The organism is Polyangiaceae bacterium (assembly GCA_020633205.1).
Classification (GTDB): Bacteria; Myxococcota_A; Polyangia; order Polyangiales; family Polyangiaceae; genus JAHBVY01.
The window spans coordinates 161709-176682 of sequence record JACKEB010000012.1; the positions used below are offsets into that span (position 1 = coordinate 161709).

Sequence of the window (14974 nt, forward strand, 5' to 3'; positions counted from 1 at the left end):
CGAATCTTCCCGGACCGCTTCGAAGTTCGCGAGTGAGGGCAGGAACTCGGGGCATTCAAAAGCTAAGAGGAGCCAGAGTGCACAACTATTTTCCGGAAGCACCGGATACGGATCCCCAAGAAACCGCAGAGTGGATCGAGTCTCTGAACTCGGTCGTGGCGAGCGTTGGCAAAGAGCGCGGCCGCTTCCTCGTGCGGCGCATCCTCGACGCCGCGCGTTTCTCCGGGGTGGTCCCCGATGGACCGCTGGTCACGGACTTCGTCAACACCATCCCGAAGGAGGCCGAGCCGGAGTTCCCCGGGGATACGAAGATCGAGCGGCGCATCCGCCAGTACATTCGTTGGAATGCGGTGGCGATGGTGCACCGTGCGAACGTGAAGTTCTCAGGCATCGGTGGACATCTCAGCACATACGCCTCTAGCGCGAGCCTGTACGAAGTGGGCTTCAACCACTTCTTCCGGGGCAAGGACGAAGGGCTGGGGGATTTGGTGTACTACCAAGGGCACGCGGCTCCTGGTGTGTACGCGCGCTCGTTTCTTGAGGGGCGTATCAGCCTCGAGCAGATGGAACACTTTCGCCGCGAGGCGGAGCGTGGAGTAGGGCTCTCGAGCTATCCTCACCCGCGCTTGATGCCTGGCTACTGGGAGTTCCCCACGGTCAGCATGGGACTCGGGCCGCTCTCCGCCATCTACCAGGCGCGCTTCGCGCGCTACCTGCATGCGCGGGGCGTGATTGACACTTCTCAGTCGCGCATCTGGGCTTTCCTTGGAGACGGCGAGACCGACGAGCCCGAGTCCCTTGGCAGCCTGAGCATTGCCGCGCGGGAAGGCCTGGACAACCTGATCTTCGTGATCAACTGCAACTTGCAGCGTCTGGACGGTCCAGTCCGCGGCAATGGCAAGATCGTCCAAGAGCTCGAGGCGCTGTTCCGCGGCGCCGGCTGGAACGTGATCAAGGTGATCTGGGCGGAGGAGTGGGACTCGCTCCTCGACAAGGACAACGAAGGCGTGCTGCGGCGCCGCATGAACGAGGTGGTGGACGGCCAGTGGCAGCGTTACACCACGGCGTCTGGCGACTACACGCGGAAGGACTTCTTCGGAACGGATCCGCGGCTCCTCGAGATGGTGGAGCACCTCTCCGACGAAGAGATCCGCAAGCTGCGTCGCGGCGGACACAGCCACGTCAAGCTCTACGCGGCTTACAAGGCGGCGGTGGAGCAGACCGGTCGCCCCACGGTGATCCTCGCGCACACCGTCAAGGGATGGACTCTTGGCCACTCCTTCGAGGGCAGCAACGTCACTCACCAAAAGAAGAAGATGGAACTCGCGGAGCTCAAGGCGTTCCGCGATCTCTTGAAGCTGCCGGTGCCTGACGACAAGCTCGCTGAGGCTCCGTTCGTGCACCCTGGCATGAACAGCCCCGAGGTCCAGTACATGCTGGAACGGCGCCGCGCGCTCGGAGGGACGATCCCCAAGCGCAACGACCGTATCCAGGTTCCGTTGGATATGCCCGCTTCCGATTTCTATGCGGAATTCGATGCGGGGATGTCGAAGGGCGAGGCCAGCACCACCATGGTGTTCGCGCGGCTACTCGCCAACCTGATTCGGGACAAGCAGGTTGGGCGCCGTGTCGTGCCGATCATCCCCGACGAGGCGCGCACATTCGGCCTCGACGTCTTGTTCAGTCAGGTCGGCATCTACTCCTCTGCCGGTCAGGTCTACGAGCCCGTCGACAAGGGCAAGCTGCTCTACTACCGCGAGAGCAAGGACGGCCAGGTGCTCGAGGAAGGCATCACCGAGGCCGGATCCATGGCGTCGTTCACGGCGGCTGGCACTGCCTACTCGAACTGGGGTCAACCGATGATCCCGTTCTACATCTACTACTCGATGTTCGGCTTCCAGCGCACCGGGGACCAGATGTGGGCTTTCGGCGACGGCAAGGGGCGCGGCTTCTTGCTGGGAGCGACCGCTGGGCGCACCACGCTGAACGGCGAAGGCCTTCAGCACGAAGACGGCCACAGTCACATCCTCGCGGCGGTGATTCCGAACCTGCGCGCCTATGACGTGGCCTTCGCCTACGAGCTCGCGACGGTGATCCAAGACGGCATGCGCGCGATGTACACTGACGAGGAGGACTGCTTCTACTACATCACGCTGCAGAACGAGAACTACACCCAGCCACCGCTGCCCGACGGCGACGACGTGAAGCAGCACATCGTCAAGGGCATGTATCGGTACCGTGCGGCAAAGGAGCGGCGTCCGCTCCACGTACAGCTCTGGGGTAGCGGTTCGATCATGATGCAGGTCATCGCCGCCGCGGACATCCTGGAAGAACGCTTCGGCGTGTCCTCGGACATTTGGGGCGTCACCAGCTACTCGCGTATGCGCGACGAAGCCTTGGCCTGCGAGCGCCACAACCGGCTGCGCCCCCTCGAGGAGGCGCGCGTGCCTTTCATCAGCACACAGCTGAAGGACGTGGAGGGGCCGTTCGTCGCGGCTACCGACTACATGAAGCTCGTCCCCGACCAGGTTGCGCGTTGGGTGCCCGGCCGCCTCGTGTCCCTGGGCACCGATGGTTTCGGGATGAGCGACACACGGGAAGGCTTGCGACGCCACTTCGAGGTCGACGCCGAGAACATCGCGCTCGCGGCGCTGGATGCATTGCGACTCGAGGGACGGATCCCCGCGGAGAATGTCGCAAAGGCAGTGAGTGAGCTGGGGATCGACGCGGGCAAGGTCGACCCGATGCTCGTCTAGCTCTGACCTACCAACACAGAGAAACGCGCCGTCGGCTTCGCCAGCGGCGCGTTCCTTTTTTGGCGTCGCACGTCTCGCGCCGTGCGGCTGATGCTGCGACCTACTCGGCTGCCGAAGCCGCCGACTCGTACCGGGGAGCTTCGGTCGTGTCGTTCTCCGGGCGCGTCTCTTCCACGACGTCGATGCCCACCTTCTTCGCCCACCACAGAAGGCCAATGACCAGGCTGCGCTTGTCGGATACGAAGCTCGGCGGCTTGCCCTCGAAATAGTGACCCACGAACTGGAAGCCCCAGCCAACGGTGAACATGCTCGCCGCCAGGGGCAGACCCACTACGGTAGCTCCAACCGGGAAGGACGCGGCGATCATCGGGATGCCGATGGTGTGGCAGAACTGGTTCGTCTCGTTCTGGTGGTCGTCGCGGTAGCTGTCCATGAGGGCGGTCCACTCGGCATTCAACTTGAGCTTCTTCATTGGTCGTCTCGTCTTTCTGCGCCCGAAAACCGGCGCCGCGTGAGCCTCGGGAGCCCTGCTGGCTCCTCGGAAAGTTGGCTGGAGGTCAGTCTCGGTCCAGCTCGGGGAGGGCGACGCGAATCAGCGCGTCGACCAGTGCGCTCGTGAAGCGGTCGTCATCCACGACCGACGTCCCGAGCACGTGGGCGTGAACGGAGCCTTCCACCATGCCAAACAGCACGAACGCGGTGGCCGTGGTGTCTCCGGCGAATCCCCAGCGAGCGAGCAGCTGCGCCACCTGGTGCACCAGCGCCTGCTCGCCGAGTGAAGTCAGCTGGTCCAGGTCGCTGTCGGCGTGGCGTCGCTCCGTCAGCACCGCGTGCAGTCCTGGATTTTCCCGGTGGTAATCCATGACCATCAGAACGATGCGTGTCATGCGGGAGCGCACGGCGGCGAGCAGCTCGCGACCCTTGACGTCCCGCACGTCGTCGCCCAGCACCTCGACCGCTTCTCGCGCGATCCGCTGCTGGCGCACGTCGGCGAGCTCCCGCAGCATCACGTCCTTGTCGCCGAAGTACTGATAGAAGGTGCCCGTCGCCACCCCGGCTCGCTCTGCGATCGAGCGCGCCGTCGTCTGAGCGTAACCGTGCGCTGTGAACTCAGCCTCCGCAGCCGCCACGAGGCTCGCCCGGGTGCGCTTCGCCCGCGACTGAGAAGGTTTGCGTACGGCTGCCGTCCCCACGATAGCCGGAAGCATAGACAATCTGAATCTGACGTCAAGTTCAGTTTTGGCAAGGCTGCGGAGAACCGAGGTTTCGCGCGTAGCGCTCCCCGGCTCGCCCCGAATCGTGCCAGAAGGTGGCCCCATGCGTCGCGTGCACCTGGCTCTGATCACGGTTCAGGTGTTGTTTGGGCTGTGGCCGGTGGCCGGATCGGCAGTGTTGGGCGTGCTGAGCCCGCAGGCGCTGATTGGGTTTCGGCTGTTCCTCGGCGCCCCATGTCTGATCCTGGCGGCGCGCTGGGGCCGGTCGTCTGGGCCCCGGCTCACCCTGAAGGATCTGGCGCAGCTATTTGGGTTGGCCATCTTGGGTATCACGGCGAACCAGATCCTGTTCGTCGAGGGCCTCAAGCGTGCCGGGCCGATCAACGCATCGGTGCTCCTACTGATTATCCCTGCGGTAACGCTGTTGGCGGCCACCCTGCTCGGACGGGAGCGCCCGAGTCGCCTGCGTCTGCTGGGCGTGGCCATCGCGATCTCTGGAGCGCTGGCTCTCGTGGGGGTGGAGCGCTTCCAGCTTCAGGACGCGAAGCTCATGGGGAACTTGCTGCTCATCCTGAACTCTACGAGCTACGCCGTGTTCCTCGTGCTCGCGCGGCCGCTGATCGCCCGGCTCGGCGCGCTCCGAGTAATGAGCTGGGTGTTCCTGATCGGAGCGTTGCAGTGCACGCCCTACGTCTTGCGAAGCTTCCTCGCGCTTGACCCAGGGGCGCTGCCTGGTTGGGCGCTTGCTTCCCTGGCGTTCATCCTGGTTGGGCCCACGCTCCTCACGTACGTCCTCAATGGCTACGCGCTCACCCGCGTGGAGAGCTCCGTCGTGGCCGTGTACATCTACCTGCAACCGCTCATCGCGACCAGCGCCGCGTGGCTCGTGCTCGGGCAGAAGCCAACGTTGCGAACGTTCGTGGCGGGAACGGTGATCGTCGTTGGTGTCGCGCTCTCCAGTGAACTCTGGAAGCTGCGGCGACTGCGGGGCGCACGCGCGACTTGAAGGGCTAGCGCGGAGCTTCACTTGCCAACTCCGCGATCAGCGCGCGGTTGGCTGCAGGAAAGTCAAACTCCACGAGCGACGCAGGAGGCACCCAGCGGACCTCCTGGCTAGCCAGGGGCGCCGCCTCCCGCGAGCTGGCACGACAGTCGAATACTCGGATCGTCACCCGGCGCTCCGGATAGCTGTGCAGGATCGCTCGCCGCTCACCCAGCAGCTCGACGCTCATAGCGGTCTCTTCGAGCACTTCGCGAAGCACGGCTGCCTCCGCTGACTCGCCATTTTCAACTTTACCGCCAGGAAATTCCCACTTCAGTGCCTGATGAGACCCGGGGTTTCTGCGCGCGATCAGTAGCTCACCTCCGTGCCAGATGAGCGCGATGGCGATCAGCAGTTCTTCCACTTCATTTTCAGCCATCACGCAGCGTCCGAGCGATCTGCGCGTGCGCCTTGGGCAGCGCTACTTTGGTCGTCTCTTCTGGGGTCATCCAGGCTAGCTCACAGAAATCTCCGCCAGGTTTCGCTGCCCCGCCTCGTGGTTCACAGCGATACGCATCGAGGGTGATGCGGTAGCGCGTGACGCTATGGCGTACGACGCCGACCAAGCCTCGCACCTCGACGTCCAACGCCGTCTGGCGTTTTGACGTGGCCTTCAGGCTGGTCTCGCTGCTCTCCCCAGGGGTGAGTTCCGCGTTGGGAAACTGCCACATGCCTGACCATCGGGGGGCGGTCTCCGAGAGCTTGCCAAGCAGCAGCTTGCCGTCGCGCTCGATCACCGCGGCGAGCATGTGCACGTTGGTCGTCTTCGCGCGCGGGGGTGTTTCGGGGAAACGCTCCACTTCGTTCTGCGCCAGCGCCGCGCACTCCTTCGCCAGGGGGCAGCTCCCGCAGGCCGGTTTCCTCGGCGTGCAGCGGGTAGCGCCGAGCTCCATCAGGCCTTGATTGAAGTCGCCGGGCGCGGCGTGCGGCACGAGCGCCTCTGCAAGCTCCCACAGCCTTCGCTTGGGCGCCGCCTTGGTGGGGTCACCGGGCAACGCGTAGAGTCGGCTGAGCACGCGGATCACGTTGCCGTCCACGATCGGTTCCGCGCGGTTATGAGCGATGCTGGCGATGGCACCGGCTGTATAGGGGCCAACGCCGGGCAGCGCACGCAACGCCTCGATCTCCGCGGGCACCTTGCCGCCCTGGTCATTGACGACGGCTCTGGCGCCTTTCAGCAGATTCCGTGCGCGACTGTAGTAGCCAAGGCCTTGCCAGGCGTGAAGCACATCGGCTTCTTCGGCTGCGGCCAGCGCGTTTACGTCCGGAAAAAGCTTCAGCCAGCGTTCGAAATAGGGGATGACGGTCGCAACCTGAGTCTGCTGGAGCATCATCTCGCTCACCCACACGGCGTAGGGATCGGAGTCCTTACGCCAGGGCAGGTCTCTGCGATGCGCCTCGTACCAGGCCAGCAGGGCGCGCTGAACCGTCTCGCGGTTTGCGGGGGGGCTCACGAACGGATCCGTTGCACGTTGGCTTCCCAGTTCTGACCATCGAAGGGCACGACTTCGAAGCCGTGCTCGCTCAGGAAGTCCGGCTCCTCTGAGCCATCCACGCAGCGCAGGTTGACGCTCACGCCATCCGGGTGAGAGCGCGGCGTGTAGAACGGGTGCACGCCGCAGCGGCTGCAGAACGTGTGCTGGGCGATCCCGGTTCCGAAGCGGTAGTCGCTCAGCGACCCCGCGCCGCTGAGCAGCTCGAACTCCGACTTCGCCACGATCCAGTGCAGGAAGGCCTTTTTCGTGCAGATGCTGCAGTTGCAATCATCGATGCGGCGGACGGCGCTACTCACGCGAAAGCGCACTGCTCCGCAATGGCAGCCTCCGTCGAGTGACGCGCGGTGCTTTTTGTCTTGGGTTGGGGGTGAGGGCATGCGCTCCACGGTCTCGCCTGGCTTCGTTAAGTCCGTCAATCAGACCTGAGCGCTTCGCGAGAAAAAGGCTGCCTCGAAGCGTCCGGAAGCGAACGTTCCACTCAGCTTTTGGGGGTCGACTTCGAGGCAGGCTGCACTGAGATGCATCAGGAGCTTAGTCGCCGCGATTTGATTCTGATACGCTGGCCGGAGTGGTTCAGCCGCGTGTCTTTCCTCTCGAATCAATCCGCACGGACGGCTGGTTTGAACGCATCGGTGAGGGGATCGGAAGCTTTCAGGCCCTCTGCGACATCGTGGGAGAGCGGTTCTTCGCCTTTTCGATGATCACCGGCGCGCGCATCACCGCGCTGACGGTGGACCGGCGTAACCCGGACAACACGCTCGTGGACTTTGCGGTCGCCGAAGAGGACGGGGACCAGATGGACTCCCAGCGCCTCACACTGGCCGACTTCCGTCGCCGTCTGGTGAGCGCGCTGGTCGCCCATGAACCGACGGGTCCCGCTCCGGCACGTGAGACCGACACCGAAGCGCTTCAGCTCCACATCGGAGTTCGCTACCTGCTACTCGCACCGCTGTTTGGCTACAGCCTGGCGGAGCTCCAGGTGGATGACGCCGGCTCGGAGCTGCGCTTACTGCGCGACGGCGTCGAAGAGAGCTACGAGCTGGACGCCTTCCGCGTGCGCCTTCGGGCACACGTCCGTGAAGAGCTCGACCGGATCTCCCGCGGTGGCAACAACCGCGGCGCCATTGACCTCGCTCGGGTGGCCGAGGCGGAGCAAGCCGCGGCGCGCGGCGATCAGGTGCGAGTGCTCGAGCTGCTCGGCGCCTGGCCTGCGCCCCTGGCCATCTTCCTCCGCACCCCCGAAGGACAAATGCTGAACGCGGACGCCCGAGCGACGATCGCTCGCGGACTCGGGATGTTGGGCAGTGCCTGTGTGTCCTTGGGCGAGGTCGGCAAAGGAGAAGAGGTGCTCAGGCTTGCCGTGCAGTACGCGGGCGATGGCCCAGCTGGGCCTGAGATCTTCACCCGGCTTGGCGAAGCGATGCTCGACGACGAGCGGGCGGCCGAGGCCATCGGACCGCTACGCCGTGCCGCCAACCTGGGCGCGAAGCCAGAGGTGATCTGGCCGCTGCTCGCCCGCGCTTTCTCAGATCGCGGCCGGCACCTGGCTGCGCTGGGCGCCATCGAGGAGGCACGGGCGGCCGGCGTCGACGACGCGGCTCTGACCGACGCCACCGGGCGCGTTGAAGCTGCCCTCGGCCAAAGCCTCGCCGGTTGGCGAAAAGCGCTCGGCTGAGGCACCAACTGCACCTCGCTGCTGGTTTAGCTCGCTTCCTGCGGGCGGTGAAACGCATCTAACGTTTCAGAATTATTGCGAATCGGTCCGAACACCGGAGCGAGCGGGTGAGTTCCAGGCGTCCAAGCGGCGCGCCTCCCCCCCAAACCCCGGCCAGCAGGCCTGGTTGGCCGCGCTGGACCTGAGCGCCCATTCACCCGTCACTGCCGCGGCGCATTGACAGGGCCTGGCGCGCGGGAGTACGACGCCGCCAGGAAAGGGCTCTTCACAGCCCGCGCCGCGTCTTCTAACTCCTCACAAACGCCTAGAAACTTCGGGTCCCCGCGACTACACATAGGCCGCTCTTCTGCTTCGAGTCGACGTTGCTGGTCGTTGGCCGCTCTCCGTTCCGACGAGCGAATCGACCTGCAAGTGCTCGGGGCGCCCCGAAGAACGCGAAACCCACGAGGAAGCCATGCTCGAAACCTACCTCCCCATGTTCTTGATGTTCGCAGTCGCGATGCTGCTCTGCTGCGTCTTCTTCTTCGGAGGTGCGCTGCTCGGCGAAAAGAAGCCGAACCCGGGCAAGTTGCAGCCGTTCGAGTGCGGAAACGACAGCGATGGCGCCAAGCACATGAAGATGAGCGTGAAGTTCTACCTCACCGCCATCTTGTTCGTGGTTTTCGACATCGAGGTGGTCTTCATGTACCCCTGGGCGACGCTCTTCAAGGGCCTCGGCTGGGTTGGCTTCGCTACCATGCTCACGTTCATCAGCGCCTTGCTGATCGCGCTGGTTTACGTGTGGAAAAAGGGCGCTCTGGAGTGGGAGAACTGAGGCCTTTCGCGGCGCTCGTCGTTCGTTCGTCGACCCCCTTCGGACGCGATCTTAGGAGAATTTATGGGTGAGCTAAAAGGCACCGAAACGCGCATCATCGAGCCGAGTGAACAAGGCTTCGCGACTACGCGTTTTCAGGACTTGCTGCACTGGGCACAGAAGTACTCGCTGTTCATGTACCCCTTCGTGACCGCCTGCTGCGGCATGGAGTTCATGGCCGTTACGAGCCCGCGCTATGACGTCTCCCGCTTTGGAGCAGAGGCGCCTCGCTTTTCCCCACGGCAAGCGGACCTGCTGTGGGTCGTAGGCACGATCAGTCAGCGCCAGGCCCCGATTTTGCGGCGTATTTGGGAGCAAATGGCTGAGCCCAAGTGGGTGATGGCCTTCGGCACGTGCGCCAGCTGCGGTGGCTTCTACGACAACTACACCACCGTTCCCGGGCTGGATAAGATCATCCCCTGTGACGTCTACATCCCGGGTTGTCCTCCGCGGCCCGAGGCAGTGTTGGACGGGCTCTTGCTGCTGCAGGACAAGATCGCACGAGGCGATCGCACGCCAGCCATCGTGAAGCCGCGCACCGACCCCGCTACCAGCCAGGATCACGGCTTGGTGCAGCTGCGCAAGAACCGCGAAAGCATGGTCTGAGGCGAGCCAAAGCGTTTCCCTGAGGCAAGAATTCAAGCAGTCGCGCCGAGCGCGGCGCGAGCCGAGGCAAGATGAGCCAACGAGTCGTTGAGCAGGTCAAGAAACAGTTCCCGGGAGCCGTGTTGGAGAGCCACTCTCAACACGGAGACGACACCATCGTCGTCGAACCGAGCAAGTGGGCAGAGATCGCCCGGTTCCTCAAGGAAAGCCCCAAGACCAGCATGGAGATGCTGACGGACCTGACGGCCGTTGACTATCCAGAGCGCGAACCCCGGTTCGAGGTCGTCGCCCACCTGTATTCGCTGAGCAAGGGGCACCGCCTGCGCATGAAGGCTCGCGTGGGCGACGCCGACGGCAAGCACGCCGAGATCCCCAGCGTGGAGCCGCTGTGGGGGAGCGCGAACTGGATGGAGCGCGAGTGCTACGACATGTTCGGCGTGGTCTTCCAAGGCCACCCGGATCTGCGGCGCATTCTGATGTACCCCGAGTTCGAGGGGCACCCGCTGCGCAAGGACTACCCGGCGAACCGGACTCAGCCGCTGATTGAGTACCGGGACGTGCCGAACATCGAAAAACTGCCGCCTTTCGGCACCGACGAAGGCATGAGCTTTGGGCGTCAGACCCATCAGTTCATGAACGACGAGGAGTGAGCTGATGGAACCGCTCGACATCGATTTGGACGAGGCGGAGCTCGATATCCCCGCGGAGCCAGCGTTGCTCAACGTGGGCCCGGCTCACCCGGCGATGCACGGCACCGTGAAGATCGTCATGGAGCTCTCCGGCGAGACGATTCTGAAGGCTGACGTCCAGGTTGGCTACTTGCACCGCGGCTTCGAGAAAATGTGCGAGCGCGGCACCTGGAGCCAGGTGTTCCCGTACGTCGATCGCTGCAACTACGTATCGCCGATGCTGAACAACGTCGGCTTCGCCCTCGCTTGCGAGAAGATGCTCGGCATCGAGGTGCCGAAGCGCTGCCAGCACTACCGCGTGATCCTCGGGGAACTGGCGCGTATGAGCGACCACCTGACGTGCACCGGCGCTATGGCGATGGAGCTTGGCGCGTTCACGCCGTTCCTCTGGATGATCAAGGGTCGCGAGATGATCTGGGACCTGATGGAGGACGAGACGGGCGCTCGGCTCACGCACTCCTTCGGTCGCGTGGGTGGCATGGCGAAGCCGCCAACGGATCACTTCAAGGAACACGCGGCAGCGGTCAAAGACCAGGTGTTGAAGATCCTGGACGAGGCCCAGCGCTTGCTGCTTGGGAACCGCATCTTCCTCGATCGCCTCGACGGCGTCGGCATCGTGAGCGCTGAAGACGCGATCAGCCTGGGCTGGACGGGGCCCTGCCTGCGCGCCTCGGGCGTGCCTTACGACGTGCGGAAGGCGGCGCCGTACATGACCTACGGCGAGTACGACTTCGAAGTCCCCGTCGGCACCACGGGCGACTGCTTCGACCGCTTCATCATGCGCTTCGCCGAGCTCAAGCAGAGCGCGCGCATCATCGATCAGGCGCTCGAGATGATGGATGACGAGGGGCCGATCAACGTCGTCGACCCGCGCATCATCCTGCCGCCAAAGGAAGAGGTCTACTCGACCATCGAAGGCACCATCCAGCACTTCAAGATCGTGATGGAAGGCCTGAAGATTCCGGCGGGTGAAGTCTACAGCTACACCGAAGGCGGCAACGGCGAGCTCGGTTTCTATCTGGTGAGCGATGGCAGCGGCACGCCCTACCGCGTGCGCATCCGCCCACCTTGCTTCCTCGTGACGGCTGGCCTCGAGAAGGTCATCACCGGCGAAATGATGAGCGACGTCGTCCCGTGCTTCGGCTCACTGAACATGATCGGAGGCGAGTGCGATCGTTGATCGTCACCCGCTAACTGGAGTTTCGATGCCCACCTTCAAGCTTGACGACCGCGAGATCCCCTTCGAACCCGGGGACACCATCATCCAGGCCGCGCACCGCGCGGGTATCGATATCCCGCACTATTGCTGGCATCCCGGCCTGAGCGTCGCAGCCAACTGCCGTATGTGCTTGGTCGAGATTGGCCCGCCCCCAGGCCGGCCCGCGATGATGCTCGATATCCTGAAGCAGGACCCGAAGACCGGCGAGTACATCCCGGCCAAGAAGCCAAAGCTCCAGCCCGCCTGCCAGCAGCGCGTGGCTGAGGGCATGGAGGTCAAGAGCGAGTCGAGTGAACACGTCTCGGAGGCCCGTGGCGCCGTTCAAGAGCTGTTGCTCCTGAATCACCCCGTCGACTGCCCGATCTGCGACCAAGCCGGCGAGTGCCGCTTGCAAGACTACTGGCTCCAGCACCAGGGCAAGGGCAAGCGCATGCACGATGAGCCCGTGCACAAGCCCAAGGCTCAGGTCTTTGGCCCGACCATCGTCTACGACGGTGAGCGCTGCATCGTGTGCACCCGCTGCGTGCGTTTCTGCGAGGAAGTGGCGAAGGACCCGGTGCTCGACGTCCGCGAGCGCGGCAACCTCAACGAGATCGTCGTTTCCCCGGGGCGTCAGCTAGACCACGGCTACACCTTGATGACCGAGTACGTGTGCCCTGTGGGCGCGCTGACCGCGACGGACTTCCGCTTCAAGGCTCGAGTCTGGTTCCTACGTAGCGCCCGCAGCGTCTGCCAAGGCTGCGCGACGGGCTGCAACGCCTTCCTCGACTACGATCCCCGCAATGAGACGGTGTACCGCCACCGCCCGCGGGAGAACCTGAAGGTCAACAAGTACTGGATGTGTGACGAGGGCATGCTCGACTACGCCCGCGCCCACGAGGACCGTTTCATCAACGCCTACGTTGGCGAGGACGAGGTAAGCCTCGAAGCAGGCGTCAAAGCCGCAGCGAAGGCGCTCAAGGGTGTCGACCCCGAGCGAGTGGCCATCGTGCTCTCCGCGCAGCACTCCAGCGAGGACAACTTCGCGTTGCTCACCCTGGCCCGGGACTTCCTTGGCAGTGGCAACCTCTTCATCTCCGGCAACGCGGAAGGTGAGGGGGACGGCGTACTCAAGCATGCCGACAAGAACCCCAACACGAAGGGCGTCGAGCAGCTGTGCAGCACCACGCCGCCGGCGTCCATGTCTGAGCTATTGGAGGCGGTTGCCGCAGGGAAAATTACCCATGCAGTCGCCCTCGGCAGCGCGGCACCCATCGACGTGGAGGGGCTGTCCTCGCTAAAGAAGCTGGTGTTGGTGAGCCCATTCGACGGAGCGCTCGCTGGCTACGCAGACGTGTTGCTACCCGCCGCCACCTGGGCGGAGTCCACCGGTACCTTCGTCAACTTCGCGGGGCTTGCTCAGGAGAGCGAGCGCGCCGTGCGTCCAGAGCAGGACGCGCGCCCCGCTTGGAAACTCATCGCAGCGGTTGGGCGCGAGCTCGGCTACGCGATGGACTGGCAACGCCTCAGCGACGTTCGCCTAGCGATGGCGCCTGACGCTGGCGCGGCGGTTGCTGGCAGTGCTGCTGCTGAAGTCTCCGCACCCACAGGAGCTGCAGAATGACCTTCGGAACGCTGTTTCTCTTGTCCCTCGCCAAGGCCTTCACGGTCGTCGTGGCGTTGTCGTTGAACATCGCAGGGCTCTTGACCTGGGTGGACCGCCGCCAGGGCGCCATCTTGCAGGACCGCGTCGGTCCTGAACGCGCGGTGGTGTGGATCCCGAAGCGTATCGCTCAGGGCGCGGTCGTCGGTCCCGCTGTGCTGGTCGCGGGCGGCGCCCTGGCGCTGTTTTTCTTGAGTGACGCCGAAGGCGTCACGCGCACTACCCGGGCGGTGCTGTTCAGTCACCTCGCGGTCTTCATCACCTGGTTCACCGCGCTCGTCATCGCGGGCCGCATCAAGCTGCGTGGCGTGAAGAACAGCTTCGATCGCTTCATCGCTTCGGTCGGCGACCCGCGGCGCATCTTCTACGTCGGGCTGATGGTGCACGGCGCGATCTTCCTCTCGCTAGGAGTGCTCAAGGGCACGCCGGCGGGAGAGACCCTGCGCGACTTCTTATACGGGGCAGGGCCGTTCGTCTTCGCCTTCAGCGCGCTGTTCGGCGCCGGCTACGCGGCGCAGCGTTTCCGTCATGAGCGCGCTGGCTTCCGCTTGATTGGCTTGCTGCACCCAGCGGCTGACGGTTTGAAGACGATCTTCAAGGAGGACTTCATTCCTCCGGGCGGCGATCAATTCCTGCACAAGCTCGCACCCTTCGTCTCCTTCTTCCCTGTGCTCGTGCTGCTTGGCGTGGTGCCGTTCGGAGACACGCTGTGCTTCGGCTCGGATGAGCAGGGCAAGATCATGCTGTCCAAGCTGTTGGCGACGGTCCCGCGTGACGGCATCTGTCCGACATCGACCCTCGACGCAGGCAGCGCGGTGCATGCGGTGCGCCTGCAGGTGCTCGATTTCAACGTCGGCATCCTCTACTTCTTCGCCATGGCTGGCACCGGTGTCGTGGGTGCTGCGCTCGCCGGCTGGGCGAGCAACAACAAGTACAGCCTCCTCGGTGGTCTCCGCGCGGCAAGCCAGATGATCTCCTACGAGGTCACGCTGGGCCTGACGCTCGTCGGTTCACTGATGATCTACGGCACCGTCCGCATCGACGAGATGGTGCGTTGGCAGGCGGAAAACACCTGGGGGATCTTCGTTCAGCCTCTGGCGTTCTTCCTGTTCTTCGCTGCGGCCATCGCCGAGACCAAGCGCATCCCCTTCGACATCCCTGAAGGTGAGAGCGAGATCGTCGCCGGCTACTTCACCGAGTACTCGGGCATGAAGTTCGCGATGTTCTTCTTCAGCGAGTACGTGGCTGTGGTGACTCTTGCGGCGCTCACCACCGCGGTGTTCCTCGGCGGCTGGCACCTGCCTTTCCTCGAGCGTGACGGCCTGCACATCATGCTCGGCGACAAGGAAATCTACGCTCAGCCGCTGTCCCACGGCGCCATCATCCTGATCGGCGTGTTGGCCTTCGTCGGTAAGACCGTCGGTCTGTGCATCCTGCAGCTATTCATCCGCTGGACGTTGCCCCGCTTCCGCTACGACCAGCTGATGAAGCTGGGCTGGCGCAAGATCCTGCCGGCGTCGTTGGTCAATGTGCTCGCGACTGGGCTCATCATCTTGGCCATCCAGTCCGGCGGACCTGCAGTTCAGTCCTTGATGGCGGGCGCCGCTCAGGTCACCCAGTGGGTGATCGCAGTAGGTGGCCTGGTGCTCACCGTCTGGTTCGTGCGCTTCCTGCTGAAGCCCGCAGAGCACCGCCGAGTCCTGGCGAGTTCTTCGGCTCAGTACGCGGCCTCCATGGGTGGCACTCGCACGGCGCGCATGGGTGCCTGAAGCACGGCTTCGG

General features: G+C 64.2%; 14 protein-coding genes. 9 read left to right on the forward strand and 5 right to left on the reverse strand.

The window, feature by feature from the left end; all coding sequences use genetic code 11:
- Positions 1 to 77: 77 nt before the first annotated feature.
- Positions 78 to 2756 (forward strand): pyruvate dehydrogenase (acetyl-transferring), homodimeric type, encoded by a 2679-nt coding sequence (gene aceE / locus H6718_12755; protein ID MCB9586265.1) that lies wholly within the window; start codon positions 78 to 80, stop codon positions 2754 to 2756.
- 100 nt (positions 2757 to 2856) lie between these two features.
- On the opposite strand, the gene H6718_12760 is transcribed toward aceE, so the two are convergent.
- Positions 2857 to 3228 carry a DUF962 domain-containing protein gene (locus tag H6718_12760; protein ID MCB9586266.1) on the reverse strand — a complete coding sequence of 124 codons (372 nt, stop codon included), beginning with the start codon at positions 3226 to 3228 and terminating at the stop codon, positions 2857 to 2859.
- Positions 3229 to 3313: 85 nt separating this feature from the next.
- Positions 3314 to 3949: a TetR/AcrR family transcriptional regulator gene (locus H6718_12765; GenBank protein MCB9586267.1), complete on the reverse strand. Its 636-nt coding sequence runs from the start codon at positions 3947 to 3949 to the stop codon at positions 3314 to 3316.
- Between the two features lie 124 nt (positions 3950 to 4073).
- Here H6718_12765 and H6718_12770 point away from each other — a divergent pair, with 124 nt between their 5' ends.
- Complete coding sequence (locus H6718_12770; GenBank protein MCB9586268.1) at positions 4074 to 4976, forward strand: DMT family transporter; 903 nt, start codon at positions 4074 to 4076, stop codon at positions 4974 to 4976.
- Between the two features lie 4 nt (positions 4977 to 4980).
- Here H6718_12770 and H6718_12775 read toward each other — a convergent pair whose 3' ends face one another.
- The 3 genes from H6718_12775 to H6718_12785 are packed head-to-tail and all read right to left on the reverse strand — an operon-like array spanning position 4981 to position 6885.
- Positions 4981 to 5391: a (deoxy)nucleoside triphosphate pyrophosphohydrolase gene (locus H6718_12775; protein ID MCB9586269.1), complete on the reverse strand. Its 411-nt coding sequence runs from the start codon at positions 5389 to 5391 to the stop codon at positions 4981 to 4983.
- The gene (gene mutY / locus H6718_12780) at positions 5384 to 6466 is read right to left on the reverse strand and encodes an A/G-specific adenine glycosylase (protein ID MCB9586270.1); all 1083 of its coding nucleotides are present in this window, start codon (positions 6464 to 6466) and stop codon (positions 5384 to 5386) included. Before mutY ends, H6718_12775 begins: the two co-directional genes overlap by 8 nt.
- Complete coding sequence (locus tag H6718_12785) at positions 6463 to 6885, reverse strand: GFA family protein (protein MCB9586271.1); 423 nt, start codon at positions 6883 to 6885, stop codon at positions 6463 to 6465. Before H6718_12785 ends, mutY begins: the two co-directional genes overlap by 4 nt.
- A 191-nt stretch (positions 6886 to 7076) precedes the next feature.
- Between H6718_12785 and H6718_12790 the strand changes: the two genes are divergently transcribed.
- The 7 genes from H6718_12790 to H6718_12820 all read left to right on the forward strand — a co-directional run bounded on the left by H6718_12790 (position 7077) and on the right by H6718_12820 (position 14961).
- A complete protein-coding gene (locus H6718_12790) occupies positions 7077 to 8183 on the forward strand; it encodes a hypothetical protein (GenBank protein MCB9586272.1) in 1107 nt (368 codons plus the stop codon).
- A 454-nt stretch (positions 8184 to 8637) separates the two neighbouring features.
- Complete coding sequence (gene ndhC, locus H6718_12795) at positions 8638 to 8997, forward strand: NADH-quinone oxidoreductase subunit A (GenBank protein MCB9586273.1); 360 nt, start codon at positions 8638 to 8640, stop codon at positions 8995 to 8997.
- A 63-nt stretch (positions 8998 to 9060) separates the two neighbouring features.
- A complete protein-coding gene (gene nuoB, locus H6718_12800) occupies positions 9061 to 9642 on the forward strand; it encodes an NADH-quinone oxidoreductase subunit NuoB (GenBank protein MCB9586274.1) in 582 nt (193 codons plus the stop codon).
- A gap of 71 nt (positions 9643 to 9713) precedes the next feature.
- Entirely contained in the window at positions 9714 to 10292 is a 579-nt protein-coding gene (locus H6718_12805) for an NADH-quinone oxidoreductase subunit C (GenBank protein ID MCB9586275.1), read from the forward strand.
- Between the two features lie 4 nt (positions 10293 to 10296).
- Positions 10297 to 11511 (forward strand): NADH-quinone oxidoreductase subunit D, encoded by a 1215-nt coding sequence (locus tag H6718_12810; protein MCB9586276.1) that lies wholly within the window; start codon positions 10297 to 10299, stop codon positions 11509 to 11511.
- 25 nt (positions 11512 to 11536) lie between these two features.
- A complete protein-coding gene (locus H6718_12815; protein MCB9586277.1) occupies positions 11537 to 13153 on the forward strand; it encodes a (2Fe-2S)-binding protein in 1617 nt (538 codons plus the stop codon).
- Entirely contained in the window at positions 13150 to 14961 is a 1812-nt protein-coding gene (locus tag H6718_12820) for an NADH-quinone oxidoreductase subunit H (protein ID MCB9586278.1), read from the forward strand. Before H6718_12815 ends, H6718_12820 begins: the two co-directional genes overlap by 4 nt.
- Positions 14962 to 14974 lie beyond the last annotated feature (13 nt).

What these genes read in the sequence shown, in the direction of transcription:
- H6718_12820 (MCB9586278.1), top strand. Translation starts at nt 13,150, where the DNA reads ATGACCTTCGGAACGCTGTTTCTCTTGTCCCTCGCCAAGGCCTTCACG.
- ndhC (MCB9586273.1), top strand. Translation starts at nt 8,638, where the DNA reads ATGCTCGAAACCTACCTCCCCATGTTCTTGATGTTCGCAGTCGCGATG.
- H6718_12810 (MCB9586276.1), top strand. Translation starts at nt 10,297, where the DNA reads ATGGAACCGCTCGACATCGATTTGGACGAGGCGGAGCTCGATATCCCC.
- H6718_12815 (MCB9586277.1), top strand. Translation starts at nt 11,537, where the DNA reads ATGCCCACCTTCAAGCTTGACGACCGCGAGATCCCCTTCGAACCCGGG.
- nuoB (MCB9586274.1), top strand. Translation starts at nt 9,061, where the DNA reads ATGGGTGAGCTAAAAGGCACCGAAACGCGCATCATCGAGCCGAGTGAA.
- H6718_12775 (MCB9586269.1), bottom strand. Translation starts at nt 5,391, where the DNA reads ATGGCTGAAAATGAAGTGGAAGAACTGCTGATCGCCATCGCGCTCATC.
- H6718_12760 (MCB9586266.1), bottom strand. Translation starts at nt 3,228, where the DNA reads ATGAAGAAGCTCAAGTTGAATGCCGAGTGGACCGCCCTCATGGACAGC.
- H6718_12785 (MCB9586271.1), bottom strand. Translation starts at nt 6,885, where the DNA reads ATGCCCTCACCCCCAACCCAAGACAAAAAGCACCGCGCGTCACTCGAC.
- H6718_12805 (MCB9586275.1), top strand. Translation starts at nt 9,714, where the DNA reads ATGAGCCAACGAGTCGTTGAGCAGGTCAAGAAACAGTTCCCGGGAGCC.
- H6718_12770 (MCB9586268.1), top strand. Translation starts at nt 4,074, where the DNA reads ATGCGTCGCGTGCACCTGGCTCTGATCACGGTTCAGGTGTTGTTTGGG.